The organism is Peribacillus faecalis (assembly GCF_014712675.1).
In the GTDB taxonomy this organism is placed as follows: domain Bacteria; phylum Bacillota; class Bacilli; order Bacillales; family DSM-1321; genus Bacillus_AD; species Bacillus_AD faecalis.
Genome location: NZ_JACXSI010000015.1, coordinates 20,098 through 40,661, shown reverse-complemented (window position 1 = coordinate 40,661; position 20,564 = coordinate 20,098). Strand labels below are relative to the sequence as shown.

The window sequence follows — 20,564 nt, the reverse complement described above, 5'->3', positions numbered from 1 at the left end:
TGTCATTAGCCAAAGGCGTTTTGTGTTACATAGTCATTTTGCTTTGTTCAATTATTTCTGTATGAAAGTCATACACTTTTTCTACGTAGATTTGATGCCAAATCATGAAGACTAAGATTGTCCAGATTTTACGGCTGTTATCTGCTTTGTCAGCGCAGTGGTCATGAAGCAGGTTCAATACTTGCTGTTTGTCAAACAGGTAATCTGTTTGGCTTTCGTTAATAATATTGATTGCCCAATCATGCATTTCGTTTTTTAGCCAATGACGGATCGGAACAGGGAAACCAAGTTTCTTTCTGTTTAATACGTGTTCAGGAACGATGCCTTCTACTGCGCGACGTAAAATATATTTCGTCGTGTTGTTGGCGATTTTTTGGTTTGTATGCAGTTTAGAAGCGACATTGAATACTTCTTTATCCAGGAATGGTACGCGTAATTCCAATGAGTTAGCCATAGTCATTTTATCAGCTTTCAATAAAATGTCTCCGCGCAGCCAAGTATAGATGTCCAAGTGCTGCATTTTTGTAACTGCGTCAAAGCCTTTTGTAAGATCATAAATCGGCTCTGTAACATTTGTATACTTCAAGCTTGCTTGATGATTTTTCAGAATCAGTTTCTTTTCTTTTTCCTCAAAAATCTTCGCATTACCGATATAGCGCTGCTCTAAAGGAGTCACACCGCGCTCGATAAAGCTTTTTCCTTTTACGCCGTCCGGCATCATTTTGCTGATGACTTGCATCGCTGATTTAACCGGGCTCGGAATTTTATCAAACATACGTAATGAATGAGGCTCTCTGTAAATATTATAGCCGCCGAACAGTTCATCAGCGCCTTCGCCTGACAGTACAACTGTTACATGCTTTCTTGCTTCGCGTGCTACGAAGTATAAAGGAATCGCAGCGGGATCGGCAAGCGGATCATCCATATGCCAGATGATTTTCGGCAGTTCTTTCATATATTCTTCAGGCGAAATTACATAGCTGATGTTTTCTAAATTAAGTGCAGCAGCTGTTTCTTTCGCCACATCAATCTCACTGAAGCCGTCACGTTCAAAACCGACAGAGAATGTTTTAAGGTTTGGATTAAATTCTTTTGCAAGCGAAACAATAATCGAAGAATCAATACCACCTGAAAGGAATGAACCAACCGGCACATCACTGCGCATATGAATGTTGACAGAATCAGTCAGTACATTGCGAATTTCTTCGATTGCTTGAGATTCTGTTAAATTCGTTGGTTTGAAAGTTGGTTTCCAGTAGCATTGGATGTTCATTTTTTCATTAAGCTTTTTCGTGAAGCAGTGTCCTGGAAGAAGTTTCACAATTTCAGCTGTCATAGAACGTGGGTCTGGAACGTATTGAAAGCTTAGGTATTGTTGCAATGATTCCTTATCCAAACTGCTGTTTTCCATTGCTAACAGGATACTTTTCTTCTCTGAAGCAAAATATGTGACATCATCTTGCTCAGCATAGAAAAACGGTTTAATTCCGAATGGATCTCTTGCTCCAAACAGTGTTTTTTCTTGCTTGTCCCAAATCAGGAATCCGAACATACCGCGTAGCTTTTTCACTGCGTCTTCGCCGATCGCACTGTATAAGGCAATGATTACTTCTGTATCAGCTTCTGTTTTAAATGTATATCCTTGATCGATTAACTCTTGGCGAAGCTCAATATAGTTATATATTTCTCCGTTAAATACAATCCAGTATCGGTCATTTTCGTAGGAAAGAGGCTGGTGACCTGTTTCTACCCCGATAATACTTAATCTTCTAAAGCCAAAGTCAATGTGTTCATCATGAAAATACCCTTCATCATCAGGGCCGCGATGTGTAATGACCGCATTCATTTCACGGCATGTATCTTTTAAGTCCATGTTGGCATCATTACGCATACATCCGACAAATCCACACATGGCTGTCACCTACCTATAATTAGTTTTTGATATTAGCAAATATAAAGGTTGTCCTTACTGACATTATTTTATTATAAGGCATAGTTTTCTTTTTTGTCTTGTTTTCCGGAGATTATTTTCTAGTATTCCTGATTATTTATTCCATCATTTCCAACAATGTATTATACCGTTTTCTTGAATAACAATTTATTTCAAATTCTGCCATATAAATAGCAGTTGGTTTAATAAAAGGCAATTAGGGGCAAAAATAAGCAAATGAGTTTTTTTTTGGAGTTGCTTTCAATAGATTAATAGCGTGCAACGAAGTGTACACAGGAACAATCGGTTGAGTGGAAATTGCTATTTTTAAAAAGTTTGTTAGGAGTGAAAGCGATGATTGTATTTGAACATGTAAATAAACATTATGGCGATTTTCATGTGCTGCAAGATATTAACCTTACTATTAAAAAAGGGGAGGTTGTAGTCATCATTGGACCTTCGGGTTCAGGGAAAAGCACATTGCTTCGCTGCATCAATCAGCTTGAAACGATATCGGACGGCAGGTTGGTGGTTAACGGTTTCGTTGTCAATGATAAGAAGACGGATATTAATAAGCTTAGAAGAGATATCGGGATGGTTTTTCAACATTTCCATCTTTACCCTCATAAAACAGTTCTGCAAAATATTACGCTGGCACCAATGAAAGTACTGAAAAAGTCAGATGAAGAAGCGAAGAAAACGGCGCGTTATTATTTAGAGAAGGTCGGCATGCCTGATAAGGAAAAATCGTATCCTTCACAATTATCTGGCGGTCAACAGCAGCGAGTTGCGATTGCGAGAGGACTAGCGATGAGTCCGGAAATCATGCTATTCGATGAGCCTACATCTGCACTTGATCCTGAAATGATTGGGGAAGTGCTGGATGTCATGAAGAACTTGGCTAAAGAAGGTATGACAATGGTCGTTGTGACACATGAGATGGGTTTTGCAAAAGAAGTGGCAGACAGGGTCATTTTTATTGATCAAGGCAAAATTTTGGAGGATTCTACACCTGCCGAATTTTTTGCCAATCCAAAGGAAGAGAGAGCTAAATTGTTCCTTAGTCGCATTTTAAATCATTAGAGAGGAAGATTAGTTTATGAAAACAAGACAGTTTCTTAAATTGCTATTTATTTCATTGATATCTATTGTACTATTAGCCGCTTGCGGCAGCAATGATGATTCTTCCGGCGGCAGCGGAAAAAATGTGCTTGAATCCGTCAAGGAATCGAACACCATGGTTTTTGGGGTAAAGAATGATACTCGGTTATTTGGTCTGAAAAACCCGAGTACAGGTGAAATTGAAGGCTTTGACATCGACATTGCTAATGAAATTGCCAAAGGTATTTTAGGCGATGAAGCTAATGTCGAATTTAAAGAAGTAACATCCAAAACACGTATTCCATTACTGCAAAACGGTGAAATTGATGCCATTATCGCAACGATGACGATTACGGATGAACGTAAAGAGCAAGTTGACTTTTCAGACGTGTATTTCGAAGCAGGTCAAGCATTGCTTGTTAAAAAGGGCAGTCCGATCCAAAAAATCGATGACATTACAAGCAGCACTAAAGTGTTGGCAGTTAAAGGTTCAACTTCCGCAGATAATATTCGTGAGTTGACAGATGCTCAAGTGCTTGAATTTGAAAATTACTCCGAGGCATTCACAGCACTAAAAGCAGGACAAGGCGATGTCTTGACTACAGATAATTCGATTCTTTATGGTATGGCTTCTGAGGATTCTAATTATGAGGTAGTCGGCGGTACATTTACAGATGAACCATACGGTATCGCTGTTAAGAAAGGCCAAACTGAGCTTTTGAATGAAATTAACCGAGTATTAGAAGAAATAAGAGAAAACGGCACATATGATGAGATTTACAACAAATGGTTTGGGGAAATGGAATAAGCGGATTATGCAGGTTACGGGCAGTTCCTCAGAATGTTGGGGATTCAACTGCCCGTCTATTCGAATTTAGAAAGAATCTATCAAATGTTAAGGGAGTGAGAACTTTGCTGGATTTTTCGATTTTGACCGGGAATATTGATATGTACTTGGAGGGATTCAAAGTTACCTTATTGGTCAGTTTGACATCCTTAGTCGGGAGTTTTATTTTAGGGACTGTTTTAGCTGTGTTTCGAATCGCGCCGGTTAAGCTGCTGAATTGGATCGGCACCATTTATGTGGAGTTTATCCGAAATATTCCGCTGCTGATTATTGCGTTTTTCCTATTTGTCGGTCTACCTTCAATAGGCGTCAGATTGGACGGTGTGTATGCTGGTACCATTGCGTTGATTGTCTATACTTCAGCTTTTATTGCCGAAGCGATTCGCGCCGGCATTATGTCAGTGCCAAAAGGGCAAATGGAAGCAGCCCGTTCATCAGGTCTGACCTATATTCAAACGATGAGACACATTATTTTGCCTCAAGCAATCAAAATAGTTGTGCCGCCGTTAGGGAACCAGTTTATTAATCTTGTTAAAAACTCATCGATTTTAAGTGTACTGGCTGTATCAGAGCTTATGTATCAAGGTGATTTAATTTCCTCAAGAACATTCATTGTTTTTGATGTATACATTTTTGTGGCTATATTCTATTTAATTATCACTCTTCCTTTAAGCTATGGCGTCAATACGTTAGAAAAACGCTTGGCGAAGAGTAATTGAGGGAGGTAGAGTAAATTGGATTTTATGGGAGCCTATAGTGCAGAACATCTAAGCTTTTTACTCGAGGGATTTGCCGTCACGTTAAAGGTTGCCTTCTTATCAATCATTTTAAGTTTTCTAATTGGTGGCGCAATCGGTATTTTACGCTATGCAAATATTCGGTTTCTATCAAGACTATTAGCGGCAATTGTTGAAATTACGAGAAATCTTCCATTGTTATTAATTATTTTCTTTACATATTTCGCTTTGCCTGAAGTCGGATTGAAGCTTAGCATAACAGCTTCAGCTGTGACTGCATTAACTGTATTTGAATCAGCAATGTTGTCTGAAATTATTCGAAGCGGTTTGAATTCGATACCGAGAGGACAAATTGAGGCAGGTCGTTCATCAGGATTGACGTATGTGCAGACACTCGCTTATATTGTCCTGCCGCAGGCACTGCGGCGAATGGTACCGCCGATAGTCAGCCAATTTATCGCTTTGCTGAAAGACACATCGCTGTGTGTCGTCATTGCTTTGCCGGAATTAATGCATCATGCTCAAGTTATCAATGCCCAATCACAGCGTTATATTATTCCGATTTTTATCATGGTGGCGTTTATGTATTTTATAGTGAATTTTGCACTGTCTAAACTTGCGAAGAGAATCGAATTGAAGACTGCATAGAGAGAAGCTTTCTTGAAAGTGTTTACTTTTGGGAAAGCTTTTTGCTTTTTTACTTACAGTCTTTTATAAAATGCTGTTGTTTTTAAATGTTTTTAATGAGTAAAACCGTTTGGTTGAGTGGAGCGGAAATCAGCCTTTGCGGATTAATATTTGTAACATAGTTTATGAAAACATCCTTTTAATAAAACATAGAACTTTTGAACTGCTAAAAAAGGACGGTTTTTCTAATCATTTCTGTTGACTATATACCTGCAAGGGTATAATATCAGATTATATTTCAAAACATCTTCGGAGTTGATACAATAATGTTGGTTATATTTACACTTTCTCTTGTGTTGGCCTTCCTGCTGATCAGAAGATATTTGCCGGTTAAAAACGTGCCGTATGAGGGCAAAGTGGAAGAAGTGCAAGAAGTGATTGTAGATATTAGAGATTATAATATTTCGGATAAAAATCCGTTAGAAGGCAGCATAAACATCCCGGTTGCTTATATTGAACGATATCATGAAGAAATACCGCGAGAAAAAGTACATCTCATAGTCCATGATGAGCTTGAGAAAAATATAGGCGTAAGGATGTTAAGAAGAAAAGGGATACAAGTCACATCATATTCTGTTATGTAATTTCGAGAAAGGTGGTTGAATATATGGAATACACTGACCAAATGAAAAATCGAGTGAAACGTATTGAAGGTCAGCTAAGAGGTATTTTGCGAATGATGGAAGAGAGCAAAGACTGTAAGGAAGTTATTACGCAGTTATCAGCAACTCGTTCAGCAATCGATCGTACAATTGGAGTTGTCGTTAGTTCCAATCTGGTGGAATGTGTGCAAAATGCCAATGAAAAAGGCGAAGACGCAGAATCATTGGTGAAGGAAGCTGTGAACTTATTAGTGAAAAGCCGATAAATAAAGGAGTGAACGCTCTTTTATTTTTGGTCTTCTTTATACCCTGGCGGGTAATTTTAACCAGTGGCAAGCAAACAATTTTATAGAGGCATATTTATTGCATTTTAAATACCTGTAAGGGTATATTTAAGATAACAATCTTAGGGGGATTTAAATGTCGGAGAGAAAAAAAACAACTATTGTACTATTCAGCGGGGATTATGATAAAGCGATGGCTGCATACATTATTGCAAATGGGGCAGCAGCTTATGATCATGAGGTAACTATTTTTCATACATTCTGGGGTTTAAATGCATTGCGCAAAGATGAACCGATTCAAGTAAACAAAAGTTTTATGGAGAAAATGTTTGCGAAAATGATGCCGCGAGGGTCAGAAAACATGGGACTTTCTAAAATGAATTTTGCAGGATTCGGTCCTAAAATGATCAAAGATATTATGAAAAAACATAATACTCTGACTGTTCAACAGTTAATTGAAATGGCTCAGGAGCAAGATATAAAACTCGTTGCTTGCACAATGACGATGGATTTACTAGGACTTGCGAAGGAAGAGCTGCTTGACGGCATTGAATACGCTGGAGTTGCCGCTTATTTAGCGGATGCAGAAGAAGGACACGTTAACTTATTTATTTAATAAAGGGGTTGGATTAAAATGAAACAAATCAGCGCTAAAGAAGTGGAACAATTAATTAATGCAGGGAAAACATTAAACCTTATTGATGTTAGAGAAGCGCATGAAGTGGCAGAAGGTCATATTGCGGGTGCGGTTAATATTCCGCTTGGACTAATTGAATTCCGCATGAATGAACTTGATAAATCAAAAGAGTACATCATGGTTTGCCGTTCGGGCGGAAGAAGCGGCCAAGCGACTCAGTTCCTTGAAAGCCAAGGCTTCAACGTAACAAACATGACCGGTGGAATGTTGGATTGGGAAGGCGAAGTAAAGTAATCTTGGACTTGGGACATACCACTAACGGTATAAAAGGAGATGAAATTATGGCAATAAAAGCAGATGTAACCTTAGACGCAAAGGGCTTGGCTTGTCCGATGCCGATTGTGCGCACGAAGAAAACAATCGACACATTAGAAGCCGGTCAAGTTTTAGAAATTCAAGCTACAGATAAAGGATCGACAGCGGACCTTAAAGCTTGGGCTGAACGCGTTGGACATCAATACATCGGTACTATTGAAGATGGCGATGTGTTAAAGCATTATGTAAGAAAATCATCTCAAGGCGAGGAAGTAGAGAAGAAGCATCCGCATGTCATCAGTAATGAAGATTTGCAGAAGAAGATAGATACGAATGAAACGATCGTAATTGTTGATGTGCGAGAAAGCGCAGAATTTGCCTTTCATTCGATTCCTGGAGCGATTTCGATTCCGCTTGGAGAATTGGATGACCGTTTGAGCGAATTGAATGCTGACGATGAGATTTACGTAGTATGCCGTACAGGCAGCAGAAGCGATTTGGCTGCGCAAAAGTTAACAGAAAAAGGTTTCTCGAATGTACTCAATGTTATTCCGGGCATGAGCCAATGGAAATAAGCAAAGAGCACCGCTTGATGAGCGGTGCTTTTTGGCATTTTAGGGATGGCACCTTGAATTTGGACGAATTATGTGGAAAAGCGGATGAATTAATTTTGAAAGTAGAAGAATTAATTTCGATTGTGGTCGAATTAGTTTGAGTTGAGGATGAATTTGTTTCGAAAGCGGAAGAATTAATTCAAAAAGTAGAAGAATATCAGTTTTGATGGTCCAGTAAATACAAATATATAAAAGAAAGGAACTGACTCAAGGAAATCAGCTCCGTAAACTGTTTTGCTGTTTCAAAATCTCCAATAATTGCTCGAGAGACTCGATTTGCAGCATATATTGCTTATTGATTTGCTCAAATGTGAATTGTTGAAAGATATTGTTGGAGTACTGTTTTTTTTGCTCTATACCGGTTTTCATTTGATGCCATTGCCGGTGAAGTTGCGATAATTGAATTTGAACAGCGTTGATGATGTCACTTAAATCGATAGCCGGATTTGGCAAAGATAACATCGAAAGTCCGGTATATAAATCAGTTGGTAAGACAGTAGAAGGCGAAGTGAAGGCTTGGATCAAAAGCTGCTTATACTCATCTTGGCCTTGCTCCGTTATTTCATAAATCGCTTTAGAGCGATTGCCGGTTGTTTCCACTGAATGAATTTTCACGAGACCTTCTTTATCTAATTTTTTTAAGGCGTGATAGATGGAACCTGGAAGTATGCCAGCCCATTGATCGGATTGGCTCACTTGAAGAAGCTGCTGAATTTCATAGCCTGACATTGGTTTTAATCGTAATAATCCTAATACCATAAGTCTTGTCATCATTACACCTCAATATTGAATAGATAAAGTTGAATATTTGCTTCTACTGTATCACATTTCACTTTTCAGAAGTGACTTTTGTTCCTAATATTGTAAATTTATTCCGACCGGTAATCGTCCATAAACTAAGGATGAAAAAGAAAAATGTAAATAGCAAGATGAGTAGAAGATAGGTTAGGACTGATGCTGCCTGCTCATCTAACGTTGTCTGAAGGGATTGGATGACATAATGAAAAGGCAGGCATTTTCCGATGAAACTGATAAAGCTAGGCGCATTTTGCAACGAATAGAAAGCTTCAGTACAAAAGACCATCGGCAAATATAGCAGATTGCTGAAAGCATTAATTTGCCCTTCGTTTTTGGAGATATTGCTAATGAAAAAGCCAAGAGCTGAGAAGCAAAGCGAAGCTGCAAGCATAATACATAACCACTGTAGAACAAGTAAAAATGATACGGAAATATCAAGAATGTAAATACCAATAACGAAAATGAAAAGGTTGATTACAATGGAAATCAATGTCCGGACCGCCATCATTGCAGCGATAAATTCGGTCATATTCATTGGCGTAATTTTAATCAGGCGATAAACACCTTTACTCTTTTGGCGAAATATTTGAAAGGCCAAGCCTTGTAAGTTCCAAAATAACAAACTGATGCTAATAACAGTCGGGAGCAAAAATGAATTATGAGGCGAGTCTATAAAGAAATCAATTCCGACCATTAAACCTAGTGGGAAAAGAACGGCATATGTTAAAGAGATTTTATCGGACAAGGTGTCCTTCAACATTAAATGAAATAGTGTTTTCATATTGATTCTCCTTTTGTTAAAGACATATATAATTCTTCTAAATCGTGACTGAGGTATTGGCTGAACAATTCTTCTTTCGATCCATCCGCAATGAGTGACCCGCTATGGAAAAATAAGATCCGGTCAGATAACTTAGCTGCTTCATCCATATCGTGAGAGGTTAAAACAACCGTTTTTCCTTGTTTTTTTAAATCTAAAATAGTTTGGTGTATTTCTTTTCGTGAGAGTGGATCAAGTGCGGCTGTCGGTTCGTCGAGAAAAACTAAAGCTGGGTGGTGAACTAGTGCTGTGGCAATTGAAAGTCTTTTCAGCTGACCGCCTGATAGCTTAGCGACATCTGTATTTCTGGCCTCATGCATTGAGCACGTTTTTAAGAGAGAGTCAATCTCTTCTTCCGGTAATTTCTTTTTGTAGAAACAGGCAAACAATTGTAAATTCTCTTTTGCAGTCAAACCAGGAAAGAAAGGGGTAGATTGCAGCTGGACACCAACAGCTGTTTGAAAATCTTTAGTCCAATAAGCAATTTCTCCCCTTGTCGGTTTTTGGATGCCCAAAATCATTTCTAATGTTGTCGTCTTGCCTGAGCCGTTAGGTCCGATAATCACGATGGTTTCTCCTTTCTTGATTGTAAAGGACATATCTTGAACAATTATTCTTACTCCAACATCTTTTTCAATGCCTTTGATGACAACAAGATTATTAGTCATAAAGTTTCCTCCTATAATCACCGTTATATATTCAACGTTGATTATATAACTAATGGTAAAAAATGTAAATAGTTACAAAAATTCTTTTACGAATAGGCGAACACTAATTTAAATAAAATAAAGCAAGCCGGATCCTGTGAAAGACCGGCTTGCTCCAATGCTTCCCCTTTTAAGCAAAAGGATTACTTTATTAATTCAATTGCTTCATTTTCTCTTTCTTCAGCGGCCAGAAGCTCCATTTGCCTAAAACAACAATGATGGCAGGAACAAGCATGCTGCGGACAATAAATGTATCGATCATAACCCCGAGTGCGACGATAAATCCGAAAATAAACAATTCCATAATCGGCTGTGTTGTCAAAACAGCGAATGTGGCAGCCAAAATTAGACCGGCAGATGATATGACGCCTCCGGTAAAGGATACCCCTCTTTCAACTGCTTCTTTGATGGAAAAGTGCCCGATTTCTTCTTTGATTCGGGAAACGAGCATAATATTGTAGTCGACTCCCAGTGCTACGAGAAACACAAATGTATACAAAGGAATGCGTGAACTCATTGCTTCTATTCCGAACAAGCCTTCGAGAATAAGCATCCCTAGCCCTAAAGCGGAGAAGAAGGATAATAGAATCGTGCCCATCATATATAGAGGAGCGACAAGCGATCGTGTCAGCAATCCAAGCATAATGGTAATCAAGATGGTGACGAGAACGACGACTAACAATGTGTCCCGGTCATTAGCTCTTTGCAAATCTGCTTGTAGAGCCGTTTCGCCCGAATAGAAAACGGAAAGCTCTTCTTCAACGCCGGCTCCCTGCAGTATGTCTTCACTATCGTCTTGCAATCGCTGAATTGTTTCAATCGCTTCAAGCGAGTACGGGTCATCGATTAAAGTGATTTGCAGTTGTGCTGCTTTTCCGTCTTTCGAAAGAATGCTGGAGCTGTTTTGCATAATAGCGTCAGAATTCGGTGAAATGCTTTCGATGCCTGGCTGCTTTTCCAGTTCAGTTATGACAGCAGCAATCTTTTCATTCTGTAATTCTGTTTCGGAAGACAATAAAACAGTTGTCGGTGCTAAGCTGCCGGGTGAATATTTGCTCTCCAAAATTTCAAAGCCTTCCCGTGACTCCATATCTTCAGGGAATGACTTGAGAATGTTGAAAGAGTACTGAATGTTAGCGATATTAATCGAGAATGCAATCATAATAATTGTCACAGCCGCAATGATGATTCTGGGATAAGTTGTGACAAATTTTCCGAGTTTTGACCAAACTTTTGAACTGCTTTTTGCCTCATCTCCCGGCTTTGGTACGAAAGGCCAGAAAGCGGCTTTGCCAAAAAGCGTGAACAAGGCCGGAACTAAAGTTAGCCCGCCAATGCCTATAATGAACACGGCAATAGCAAAAACCGGTGCAAAGTTTCGATAAGCAGCGTCTGAAGCAAAAAATAACATAAGAACAGCAACGATAATGGTCGCTCCACTGAAGAAAATTGGCTCTCCGACTTTAGACATCGCCTTTTTCATGCTTGTAAATTTATCTTGCCCTGTTTTCAGCTCTTCACGGAAGCGAGAGAAAATGAATAGTGAATAGTCTGTAATCGCTGCGAATAGCAGGATGGCCATAATCGACAATGTTTGGGCATCTAAAAACAGTCCGGCCGCTCCTGCCAAGCCGAGCACGCGATCAACAACTAAATAGACAATGCCGCATGCTAAAAGCGGTATGATGGCCAATAATGGCGAACGGTATATGACAATCAGCAATACTAAAATTAAAGCGACAGTCGCGAGAATCAGTACAACATCGGCCTGCTCGAATAGTTTGACAGAATCAGAGGCAATAGCAGCAGGTCCGGTCATTTTAAAGATAAGTGTGTCAGATGCATTATTTGCTGCTTGTTCCTCAATGCTTTCTAAGGCTTTTGTAATTTCTTCGGTTTCAATATTCGGCTCGATCATAATCGGTATCGTAATGCTGGTGCCGTCCTCAGAAATGAATGACTGAATGATTTGAGGCGGCAACTGATCAAGCGGCAACACCTCTTGAACATGAGCGATTTTTGCCTCTGCAACAGCTTTGCTCACTTTTGCGATGCTTGCCAGTTCAGAATCAGTCAATGTGTTTTCCGATGTAAATACAAGAATGGCAGGTGTGCCTTCATCGTTGGAAAAATTCTCATCAATGATGGTTTGCGCCTGTTCATATAAAGATGAGTCCGGGAGACCGCTTCCTTCCTTGGCTGATTTCTCATTCTGAGAAGAAGGAGCTAAGAAGGAAAGAGCGATAGTCAGGACTATCCATAAAGACAATGTAATTGCTACTCCCTGTTTGGAACTGAATAATCGAGCGATAAACTGAAACATATAATACCCCTTTCTTTTTTGACACTAGTGTCGGATGTGGGTGAAAAAATCATTTGTGATTCTCATTAGAAAAGTATTTCCGACATAAGTGTCGATAATGGTATAAAAAATAGCGCCAATTTCAAAAGTATTTGATTTATTTGGCAACCTGAATAAATTATGACATGAGGATAAGAATGGCGTCAAATACTATGTACTGACACCATTCAATAAAAAGTCGACAAATTGCTCAAGGCGCTCTTCATCAGGTTTTTGTCGGAAGTTTGGGATTTGGATGAGGTGGAACATCATATAAGATATGAACATATCGTCCAAATCGTGTCGGATTTTGCCTTCGCGCTGTCCCTTTTTTATAATTTGCAGACTTACAGCATTGATTTCTTTAATCAGCTTCTTAATATGGATGACATTTTCCTCATTTTGGGGCTTGTTTTGACCTTCCATTTGCGTGATCATTGTTACAATTTGCTGGATATGGTTATATTTCAAAAAGATACGGAGAAAAGCCTTCAACTGTTCCTGCAAATCATCAATCTCTAAAACAAGCTTGCTTTCTTCGACACGTTCATAGGCGAAAGAATGAACGTATGCTGTAATAAGATCGTCTTTATTGGCGTAGTATTCATAAAGTGTGCTCCGTCCAACACCTAAACGTTCGGCAAGTAAGCGAAAATGAAAACTGTCATAGCCGGTTTCCAAAAGCAATTTTTCTGTTTCAATCATCAGTTCCTTATGATCGATTTTTTTCTTTCGAGCCATTCTCTTCTCCTTCTTCTCTTTTTTCTTTCATTATGACATGAAACGGTTATTTAGTAGTAGTTTTTAAAATGCTATTGAAAGAAAATTAAACCATATAGAGTTTCTCAGTTGTGATTTTAAATGTGTGCAGTATAATTAAGTAAGACTATATGCAAAAGGGAAATAAGTATTCCTTATCAATTTAATAAGGAGATTTTGCAGTGCAGAAAATCAATTTTAAAACATCCAGAGTAGACTATACTTTAGTGCTGATTTTGACCTTGCTCGCTATCTGCAGCGGCATAGCGATTTACAGTGCACAGGCATCAGGACAGTACTCAGAGAATTTCTTATTAAAGCAAATGGTATTTTATGTTGCCGGAATAGGCATTATCTTGTCGGTAATCACACTGGATTCCGACCAAATTAGACGCATATCATGGTATGCATATGGTGCTGGAATTGCTATGCTCGCTTTTCTGGTAGTTGCTCCGAGCAGTATTGCTCCTGTTATCAATGGAGCGAAGAGTTGGTATAGATTGCCCGGTATGTCACTGCAACCTTCCGAATTCATGAAAATCTTCCTGATTGTCGCTTTGGCCAATGTGATTGTCACCCATCATGCTAAGCATGTAGTGAAAACATTGCAGAGCGATTTTTGGCTTCTTGTTAAGCTTGGATTAGTTACGGCTCTTCCTCTGTTTTTTGTTATGTTGCAGCCTGACTTAGGAACATCGATTGTTATGCTTGCCATTTTAACAGGAATGATATTTGTTTCGGGCATCACATGGAAGTTGCTTTTGCCAATATATGGAGGAGGGGCAACAATCGGGGCTTTGATTTTATTACTTGTCGTGAAATTTCCGGCATTTATTGAGAAGTATCTTGGGGTTAAACAGTATCAGCTCGGTCGTATATATTCATGGCTTGATCCGTATAACTATGAAAGTTCGGCCGGTTATCATTTGACCCGTTCTCTCTTGGCAATCGGATCTGGAGAAACAACAGGTAAAGGAACCGGCAACAGGGAAGTATATCTACCTGAAAGCCAAACCGATTTTATTTTTAGTGTCATCGGTGAAGAATACGGATTTATTGGGACAAGTATTGTCTTGAGCTTATTTTTCGTATTGATTTACCATATCATGAGATTAGCTATGGATACGAAAAATCAATTTTATACGTATATTTGCGTCGGTATTATCAGTATGATTACCTTCCACGTATTCCAAAATGTCGGTATGACAATTGGTGTAGTTCCTATTACCGGTATCCCTCTGCCTTTCATAAGCTACGGGGGAAGCTCGCTCTGGGGCAACATGCTCGGCATGGGTCTCATATTCAGTATAGGCTACCATTATAAAAAGTATATGTTCTCGACTGAGAAGTAATATGAAAGGCCGAATCAGATTTAACTGATTCGGCCTTTATTTATTATTTTTTTAGAGCATAAAATCTTTGAATTTGCAGGCCTCCCCAAAGATATATGGTGCTTTTAAGGGCAATTCCACATTTGTAGAAAAATGTATTTTTATTTATTGCTTAATTTTCCAATTTATTTTATATTATACATATAAAGGATTTGATTAAATTTTTTTGACCAAAAAATGAATGAGTATTCATTCAAGAACCGGGTGAAGGGGGACAATAATTTGGTACGAAATATTCAAAAGGCTGCTGTATTGGGATCAGGGGTCATGGGAGCTGGAATTGCTGCTCATTTAGCCAACGTCGGTATTCCGACTTTGCTATTAGATATCGTTCCGCGCGAGTTGACTGAGGAAGAGCTGAAAAAGGGCCTTACATTAGAAGATAAAGCTGTAAGAAATCGAATCAGTCAAACAAATATACAAAAGTTATTGAAGCACAAGCCTGCGCCGCTTACATCAAAAAGCAATTTGGCGCTATTAGAGGCTGGTAACTTTGAAGACGATATGAAGCGTTTGGCAGAGGTTGATTGGATTATAGAAGTAGTTGTCGAAAACCTTGAAATTAAAAAACAAGTTTTCGCTCAAGTTGATCAATATAGAAAGTCGGGAAGCATCGTTAGTTCAAATACTTCTGGCATTTCTGTTGAGGCAATGGCTGAAGGACGTTCAGAAGATTTTCAAAAGCATTTCCTTGGCACGCATTTCTTTAATCCGCCTCGCTATTTGAAATTGCTAGAGATTATTCCGACGAAGCATACTGACTCGGAAGTGCTTTCTTTCATGAAAACGTTCAGTGAAGATGTTCTTGGTAAAGGGGTAGTTGAAGCGAAGGATACACCGAACTTCATTGCTAACCGAATCGGAACATACGGTCTGCTTGTAACAGTGCAAGAAATGCTAAAAGGCGAATACAGTGTCGGTGAGGTAGATTCAGTAACAGGTCCATTAATCGGACGTCCGAGCAGCGCTACTTTCCGTACACTTGATGTAGTAGGTCTGGATACATTCGCTCATGTTGCAAAAAATGTATATGACCAAGTCGAAGGTGAAGAAAAAGCGGTTTTCACAATACCTGAATTTATGATAAAAATGCTTCAAAAAGGATGGTACGGTTCTAAATCCGGTCAAGGTTTCTTCCTGAAACAAGGCAAAGAAATTTTAGAGTTAAATCCAGTGACGTTGGAATACGAAGCACGTAAAAAATTAAAAGCAGCTTCAGTAGAATTAAGCAAGCAGCAAAAAGGACTTGCAAACAAATTGAAAGCGCTACTATATAGCGGTGACCGTGCTGGGGAATTACTTTGGAATATCACTGTTCCAACACTTCTTTATTCAGCTGAATTGCTCGGTACGATTGCTGATGACATCGTAGCAATTGATAAAGCGATGAAATGGGGCTTCGGCTGGCAGCAAGGGCCGTTTGAAATTTGGGATAGCATCGGCTTAGAAAAGTCTGTAACTAAGATAAAAGCAGAAGGAAAAACAGTTCCTGCATGGATCGAAAAAATGATCGCTGATGGAGTGACTTCATTCTATAAAGAAGAGAATGGAGATCTTTACTTCTATAACAATGGCGAATATAAGCTTCTTCAAGAAAATCCGAAAGTAATCAACTTGAAGCAGCTCAAAAAGAAAAATGGCGTTATCAAGAAAAATTCAGGCGCTAGCTTAATAGATTTAGGCGACGGTGTAGCGTTGCTAGAGTTCAACTCTCCGAACAACGCAATCGGTATGGACATTATCCAAATGATTAATTACTCAGTTGATGAAGTAGAGAAGAACTTTAAAGGTCTTGTAATCGGAAACCAAGGCAAAAATTTCTGCGTAGGCGCTAACTTGGCAATGATGCTTATGGAAGTGCAAGATGACAATATTTTTGAAATCGATCTGGTTATTCGTCAATTCCAGCAAGCAATGATGAAAATTAAATACAGCACAAAACCAGTTGTTGCAGCACCATTTGGCATGACGCTTGGCGGCGGTTCTGAAGTATGTTTGCCAGCTGCTCACATCCAAGCTTCAATGGAGACGTATATGGGTCTTGTTGAAGTAGGTGTAGGTTTGATCCCAGGCGGAGGTGGCAATAAAGAGCTTTACATTAAGCATCTGGACAGCTTGCCTAACGGAGTTACTTTTGACTTACAAAACGTAGCGAATAAAGTATTCGAATCAATTGCAATGGCGAAAGTATCTACTTCCGGTGAAGAGGCGCGTGAAAACAACTTCCTGAATAAAGCGGATGGCATCAGCGTCAATAGTGATCATCAGCTTTATGATGCGAAGCAAGCGGTACTGGCTTTATCTGAAACTGGCTATAAACCGCCAGTACGTAAAAAGATACCGGTTGTTGGGGAAACAGGTTATGCTGCTCTATTATTAGGCGCTCAAAATCTGAAGCTATCAGGCTATATTTCAGAACATGATATGGTAATTGCTGAAAAGTTAGCTTATGTAATCGCAGGAGGTAATTTACCGTTCGGTACAGAAGTGGATGAGGAATATTTATTGGAGCTTGAAAAGCAAGCGTTTATCAGTTTGATACAGCATCCGAAAACACAAGCAAGAATGCAACATATGCTTGTGAAAGGAAAGCCGTTACGTAATTAATCAAAACAAAGGATAAGGGGGAACGTTCATGAGAGAAGCGGTTATTGTTGCGGGGGCCAGAACACCTGTAGGTAAAGCGAAGAAGGGTACGCTTGCAAATGTTCGACCTGATGATTTAGGTGCATTAGTAGTTAAAGAGACATTAAGACGTGCTGGAAACTACGAAGGTAATATAGATGATTTAATTATTGGCTGTGCTATGCCGGAAGCAGAGCAAGGCCTGAATGTAGCGCGTAATATCGGAGCGCTTGCAGGGTTGCATCACACTGTTCCGGCTTTGACGGTCAACCGTTATTGCTCAAGCGGTCTGCAAACAATCGCATACGGCGCTGAGCGCATTATGCTTGGTCACAGTGACACAGTCATCGCAGGCGGCGTTGAGTCAATGAGTTTAGTACCGATGATGGGACACGTTGTTCGTCCAAACATTAAATTGGCTCAATCGGCTCCAGAGTACTATATGGGCATGGGGCATACAGCGGAAGAAGTTGCAAAAAAATACGGCATTACTCGAGAAGAACAAGATGCATTTGCTGTACGTAGCCATCAAAAAGCGGCGGCAGCAATCGCAGCGGGAAAGTTCGGAGATGAGATCGTGCCGGTTGATGTTACGCTTCGTTCTGTAGGGAAAGATTACAAACTTATTGAAAAAAATATTCAGTTCTCAGTAGATGAAGGGGTTCGTCCTGATACTTCTGTAGCAGGTTTAGCTAAGCTAAGACCAGCATTTTCTACAACTGGAACAGTTACAGCCGGAAATGCGTCACAAACAAGTGACGGTGCTGCGGCAGTAATGGTGATGGATGCAGAAAAAGCGAAATCGCTAGGATTGCAGCCAATCGCAAAATTCCGCTCCTTTGCAGTAGCGGGAGTTCCACCTGAAATTATGGGAATCGGACCAGTTGCAGCTATTCCTAAAGCATTGAAAATTGCCGGCTTAGAACTTTCTGATATTGGGCTGTTTGAATTAAATGAAGCATTTGCTTCACAATCAATCCAAGTAATAAGAGAGCTTGGACTTGATGAAGAGAAAGTGAATGTAAATGGTGGCGCAATTGCATTAGGACATCCACTTGGCTGCTCAGGTGCTAAATTGACGCTAACTCTATTACATGAAATGCAACGCAGAAATGAGCAATTTGGTGTTGTTACAATGTGTATCGGCGGCGGTATGGGTGCTGCAGGAGTATTTGAGTTAATTTCTTAATAATCAGTTAATCGATTATTAAAGGCTTTGTTACTCTTCACTGTCTAACACAGCTTTTGTCCAAAATGAACGAAAAAACATAGGGGGAATATAAAATGTCTAATACAACAAAAGATTTAATTAAAGGCGGAAGTTTCTTAATTGAAGATGTAGCGTTAGATCGTGTATTCACACCGGAAGATCTTACAGATGAGCATAAAATGATTGCAAAAACTGCTGAAGACTTCGTTCAAAATGAAGTACTGCCAGAGGTAGAAAAATTAGAAAATCATGAATTTGATATTTCTGTAAGATTACTAAAAGAAGCAGGAGATCTTGGTCTTCTTGGTGCTGATGTACCAGAAGAATACGGCGGTATCGAATTGGATAAAATCAGCTCTGCATTAATTACTGAAAAAATGGCGCCAGCTGGCGGCTTCTCTATCTCTCATGGTGCGCATGTTGGTATCGGTTCACTACCAATCGTTTTATTCGGTAATGAAGAGCAAAAGAAAAAATACTTGCCGTTATTGGCTACCGGTGAAAAGCTGGCTGCATACGCTTTAACAGAGCCAAGCTCAGGGTCAGATGCTTTAGGAGCTAAAACAGTTGCGAAACTGAATGCAGAAGGCACTCACTATGTACTGAATGGTGAAAAACAATGGATTACAAATGCCGGATTCGCTGATGTATTTGTTGTTTATGCAAAAATCGATGGCGAGAAGTTCACAGCGTTTATCGTTGAAAGAGAATTCCCGGGCGTATCTGTTGGACCGGAAGAGAAGAAAATGGGTATTAAGAGTTCTTCAACTCGCACATTGATTCTTCAGGATGCAGTAGTGCCGAAAGAAAACTTATTAGGTGAAATCGGTAAAGGTCACGTTATTGCCTTTAACATTTTGAATATCGGACGCTATAAATTAGGGGTAGGCGGTGTTGGTGCATCTAAGCATGCATTTGAAATTGCGGTTAAATATGCTAATCAGCGTCAACAGTTTAAGACACCAATTTCTTCTTTCAATTTAACGAGAGAAAAATTAGCTACAATGGCTTCTAAAATTTATGCGGCTGAAAGCTCTGTTTACCGTACAGTCGGTCTTTTCGAAGAGCGTATGAGCAGTCTGTCAGCGGAAGAAGCTAAAGATCCGAAAAAAGTTGCAAATGCTATCGCAGAATATGCAATTGAGTGTTCATTGAATAAATTCTTCGCTTCTGAAGTATTGGATTACGTAGTGGATGAAGGCGTTCAAATCCACGGTGGTTATGGTTTCATGACTGAATATGAAATTGAAAGAGCATATCGCGACTCTCGTATTAATCGTATTTTTGAAGGGACAAATGAAATTAATCGTCTATTAGTTCCGGGAACATTCTTGCGTAAAGCGTTCAAAGGCGAGTTGCCATTGCTGCAAGCTGCTCAAGCGCTCCAAGGCGAGTTAATGTCACTAATGCCTGAGGAAGTCGGTGATGAGCCGTTAGCACAAGAAAAACACCTTGTAAAAAATGTAAAGAAAATCGGTTTGTTAATCGCAGGCGTTGCTGCTCAAAAATTCGGCACAGCATTAGAAAAAGAACAAGAAATCTTATCAAATATCGCGGATATCGCTTCAGCTGCATATGCAATGGAATCAGTTGTATTGCGTACAGAAAAGGCAATTGCTGCGACTGGATTAGAGCAAAATACGCAAAAACTTCTTTACACACAAATCTTCTGTCAAGAAGCATTCAATGAAATTGAGCAACATGCGAAAGAAACATTGCTTGCTACAGAAGAAGGCGATACGCTACGCGTTATGTTAAGCGGTTTGCGTAAATTCTTGCGTCACACTCCAATTAACGTAATCGGTAAAAAGCGTGAAGCTGCTGAGCTTTTAGTTGAAGCTGAAAAATACGTACTGTAATATCCTTTAACTCAAAATAGGGCTTTCCCGAATGGATGAGAAAAGATTGCTCATTCGGGAGGTCCTTTTTAATGTTGTACGAAAAACGACGGGTATCGGTTTTTCTTGATAGATAAGAAAGTACAACTTTGAAATTAGATAGTTGTCTAACCTTATACCTGACATGCTATGGCCTAAGCCACCCACCCAAGAAACCAAAACCGGGTTTCTCGTGCGGTTTGTCTTAGTCTGGCCGCATGTCTCCTTTTTCATTGAAGTGAAATCAAGGAGTGAAATCAAAAATGAAAAAGGACCGGTAAC

The 20,564-nt window shown here is 39.5% G+C and carries 20 protein-coding genes; 14 read left to right on the top strand and 6 right to left on the bottom strand.

Annotated elements, in window-relative coordinates:
* Positions 1 to 25: 25 nt before the first annotated feature.
* Complete coding sequence (gene asnB / locus IEO70_RS07715; RefSeq protein ID WP_190997798.1) at positions 26 to 1,912, bottom strand: asparagine synthase (glutamine-hydrolyzing); 1,887 nt, start codon at positions 1,910 to 1,912, stop codon at positions 26 to 28.
* A 372-nt stretch (positions 1,913 to 2,284) separates the two neighbouring features.
* Here asnB and IEO70_RS07710 point away from each other — a divergent pair, with 372 nt between their 5' ends.
* The 10 genes from IEO70_RS07710 (at position 2,285) to IEO70_RS07665 (ending at position 7,855) form a co-directional block, all read left to right on the top strand.
* Positions 2,285 to 3,013 (top strand): amino acid ABC transporter ATP-binding protein, encoded by a 729-nt coding sequence (locus IEO70_RS07710; protein WP_190997797.1) that lies wholly within the window; start codon positions 2,285 to 2,287, stop codon positions 3,011 to 3,013.
* Between the two features lie 16 nt (positions 3,014 to 3,029).
* A complete protein-coding gene (locus tag IEO70_RS07705; RefSeq protein ID WP_190997796.1) occupies positions 3,030 to 3,839 on the top strand; it encodes a transporter substrate-binding domain-containing protein in 810 nt (269 codons plus the stop codon).
* A gap of 104 nt (positions 3,840 to 3,943) precedes the next feature.
* On the top strand, positions 3,944 to 4,597 hold the full coding sequence (locus IEO70_RS07700) for an amino acid ABC transporter permease (RefSeq protein ID WP_190997795.1): 654 nt from the start codon (positions 3,944 to 3,946) through the stop codon (positions 4,595 to 4,597).
* Positions 4,598 to 4,612: 15 nt separating this feature from the next.
* Positions 4,613 to 5,263 (top strand): amino acid ABC transporter permease, encoded by a 651-nt coding sequence (locus IEO70_RS07695; RefSeq protein WP_190997794.1) that lies wholly within the window; start codon positions 4,613 to 4,615, stop codon positions 5,261 to 5,263.
* 305 nt (positions 5,264 to 5,568) lie between these two features.
* Complete coding sequence (locus IEO70_RS07690) at positions 5,569 to 5,886, top strand: rhodanese-like domain-containing protein (protein WP_190997793.1); 318 nt, start codon at positions 5,569 to 5,571, stop codon at positions 5,884 to 5,886.
* A gap of 23 nt (positions 5,887 to 5,909) precedes the next feature.
* Complete coding sequence (locus IEO70_RS07685) at positions 5,910 to 6,170, top strand: metal-sensitive transcriptional regulator (RefSeq protein ID WP_190997792.1); 261 nt, start codon at positions 5,910 to 5,912, stop codon at positions 6,168 to 6,170.
* 154 nt (positions 6,171 to 6,324) lie between these two features.
* Positions 6,325 to 6,804 carry a DsrE/DsrF/DrsH-like family protein gene (locus tag IEO70_RS07680; protein ID WP_190997791.1) on the top strand — a complete coding sequence of 160 codons (480 nt, stop codon included), beginning with the start codon at positions 6,325 to 6,327 and terminating at the stop codon, positions 6,802 to 6,804.
* A gap of 18 nt (positions 6,805 to 6,822) precedes the next feature.
* Positions 6,823 to 7,119, top strand: a complete 297-nt coding sequence (locus tag IEO70_RS07675) for a rhodanese-like domain-containing protein (RefSeq protein WP_190997790.1) — start codon at positions 6,823 to 6,825, stop codon at positions 7,117 to 7,119.
* Positions 7,120 to 7,166: 47 nt separating this feature from the next.
* Positions 7,167 to 7,715: a sulfurtransferase TusA family protein gene (locus IEO70_RS07670; protein WP_190997789.1), complete on the top strand. Its 549-nt coding sequence runs from the start codon at positions 7,167 to 7,169 to the stop codon at positions 7,713 to 7,715.
* Complete coding sequence (locus IEO70_RS07665; RefSeq protein ID WP_190997788.1) at positions 7,706 to 7,855, top strand: hypothetical protein; 150 nt, start codon at positions 7,706 to 7,708, stop codon at positions 7,853 to 7,855. The genes IEO70_RS07670 and IEO70_RS07665 overlap by 10 nt, the downstream gene beginning before the upstream one ends.
* A 115-nt stretch (positions 7,856 to 7,970) precedes the next feature.
* Here the strand turns inward: IEO70_RS07665 and IEO70_RS07660 are convergent, their stop codons facing one another.
* From IEO70_RS07660 to IEO70_RS07640, 5 genes are all read right to left on the bottom strand, one after another.
* A complete protein-coding gene (locus IEO70_RS07660) occupies positions 7,971 to 8,528 on the bottom strand; it encodes a PadR family transcriptional regulator (RefSeq protein ID WP_190997787.1) in 558 nt (185 codons plus the stop codon).
* 55 nt (positions 8,529 to 8,583) lie between these two features.
* Positions 8,584 to 9,333 carry an ABC transporter permease gene (locus IEO70_RS07655; protein ID WP_190997786.1) on the bottom strand — a complete coding sequence of 250 codons (750 nt, stop codon included), beginning with the start codon at positions 9,331 to 9,333 and terminating at the stop codon, positions 8,584 to 8,586.
* Positions 9,330 to 10,040: an ABC transporter ATP-binding protein gene (locus IEO70_RS07650; protein WP_190997785.1), complete on the bottom strand. Its 711-nt coding sequence runs from the start codon at positions 10,038 to 10,040 to the stop codon at positions 9,330 to 9,332. The genes IEO70_RS07655 and IEO70_RS07650 overlap by 4 nt, the downstream gene beginning before the upstream one ends.
* 190 nt (positions 10,041 to 10,230) lie before the next feature.
* Positions 10,231 to 12,402: an MMPL family transporter gene (locus IEO70_RS07645; protein ID WP_190997784.1), complete on the bottom strand. Its 2,172-nt coding sequence runs from the start codon at positions 12,400 to 12,402 to the stop codon at positions 10,231 to 10,233.
* A 189-nt stretch (positions 12,403 to 12,591) separates the two neighbouring features.
* On the bottom strand, positions 12,592 to 13,161 hold the full coding sequence (locus IEO70_RS07640) for a TetR/AcrR family transcriptional regulator (protein ID WP_190997783.1): 570 nt from the start codon (positions 13,159 to 13,161) through the stop codon (positions 12,592 to 12,594).
* A 200-nt stretch (positions 13,162 to 13,361) separates the two neighbouring features.
* Between IEO70_RS07640 and IEO70_RS07635 the strand changes: the two genes are divergently transcribed.
* From IEO70_RS07635 to IEO70_RS07620, 4 genes are all read left to right on the top strand, one after another.
* Positions 13,362 to 14,531, top strand: coding sequence for an FtsW/RodA/SpoVE family cell cycle protein (locus IEO70_RS07635; RefSeq protein WP_190997782.1), 1,170 nt, complete (start codon positions 13,362 to 13,364; stop codon positions 14,529 to 14,531).
* 261 nt (positions 14,532 to 14,792) lie between these two features.
* Complete coding sequence (locus IEO70_RS07630) at positions 14,793 to 17,177, top strand: 3-hydroxyacyl-CoA dehydrogenase/enoyl-CoA hydratase family protein (protein ID WP_268938725.1); 2,385 nt, start codon at positions 14,793 to 14,795, stop codon at positions 17,175 to 17,177.
* Positions 17,178 to 17,205: 28 nt separating this feature from the next.
* Entirely contained in the window at positions 17,206 to 18,384 is a 1,179-nt protein-coding gene (locus IEO70_RS07625) for an acetyl-CoA C-acetyltransferase (protein WP_190997780.1), read from the top strand.
* A gap of 95 nt (positions 18,385 to 18,479) precedes the next feature.
* Positions 18,480 to 20,264 (top strand): acyl-CoA dehydrogenase family protein, encoded by a 1,785-nt coding sequence (locus tag IEO70_RS07620; RefSeq protein ID WP_190997779.1) that lies wholly within the window; start codon positions 18,480 to 18,482, stop codon positions 20,262 to 20,264.
* Positions 20,265 to 20,564 lie beyond the last annotated feature (300 nt).

Bases quoted from the DNA above. Each gene is read 5' to 3' on its own strand.
- IEO70_RS07650 (WP_190997785.1), bottom strand. From the start codon at position 10,040: ATGACTAATAATCTTGTTGTCATCAAAGGCATTGAAAAAGATGTTGGA.
- IEO70_RS07625 (WP_190997780.1), top strand. From the start codon at position 17,206: ATGAGAGAAGCGGTTATTGTTGCGGGGGCCAGAACACCTGTAGGTAAA.
- IEO70_RS07670 (WP_190997789.1), top strand. From the start codon at position 7,167: ATGGCAATAAAAGCAGATGTAACCTTAGACGCAAAGGGCTTGGCTTGT.
- IEO70_RS07665 (WP_190997788.1), top strand. From the start codon at position 7,706: ATGGAAATAAGCAAAGAGCACCGCTTGATGAGCGGTGCTTTTTGGCAT.
- IEO70_RS07660 (WP_190997787.1), bottom strand. From the start codon at position 8,528: ATGATGACAAGACTTATGGTATTAGGATTATTACGATTAAAACCAATG.
- IEO70_RS07640 (WP_190997783.1), bottom strand. From the start codon at position 13,161: ATGGCTCGAAAGAAAAAAATCGATCATAAGGAACTGATGATTGAAACA.
- IEO70_RS07675 (WP_190997790.1), top strand. From the start codon at position 6,823: ATGAAACAAATCAGCGCTAAAGAAGTGGAACAATTAATTAATGCAGGG.
- IEO70_RS07705 (WP_190997796.1), top strand. From the start codon at position 3,030: ATGAAAACAAGACAGTTTCTTAAATTGCTATTTATTTCATTGATATCT.
- IEO70_RS07645 (WP_190997784.1), bottom strand. From the start codon at position 12,402: ATGTTTCAGTTTATCGCTCGATTATTCAGTTCCAAACAGGGAGTAGCA.
- asnB (WP_190997798.1), bottom strand. From the start codon at position 1,912: ATGTGTGGATTTGTCGGATGTATGCGTAATGATGCCAACATGGACTTA.
- IEO70_RS07620 (WP_190997779.1), top strand. From the start codon at position 18,480: ATGTCTAATACAACAAAAGATTTAATTAAAGGCGGAAGTTTCTTAATT.
- IEO70_RS07710 (WP_190997797.1), top strand. From the start codon at position 2,285: ATGATTGTATTTGAACATGTAAATAAACATTATGGCGATTTTCATGTG.
- IEO70_RS07655 (WP_190997786.1), bottom strand. From the start codon at position 9,333: ATGAAAACACTATTTCATTTAATGTTGAAGGACACCTTGTCCGATAAA.
- IEO70_RS07685 (WP_190997792.1), top strand. From the start codon at position 5,910: ATGGAATACACTGACCAAATGAAAAATCGAGTGAAACGTATTGAAGGT.
- IEO70_RS07680 (WP_190997791.1), top strand. From the start codon at position 6,325: ATGTCGGAGAGAAAAAAAACAACTATTGTACTATTCAGCGGGGATTAT.
- IEO70_RS07690 (WP_190997793.1), top strand. From the start codon at position 5,569: ATGTTGGTTATATTTACACTTTCTCTTGTGTTGGCCTTCCTGCTGATC.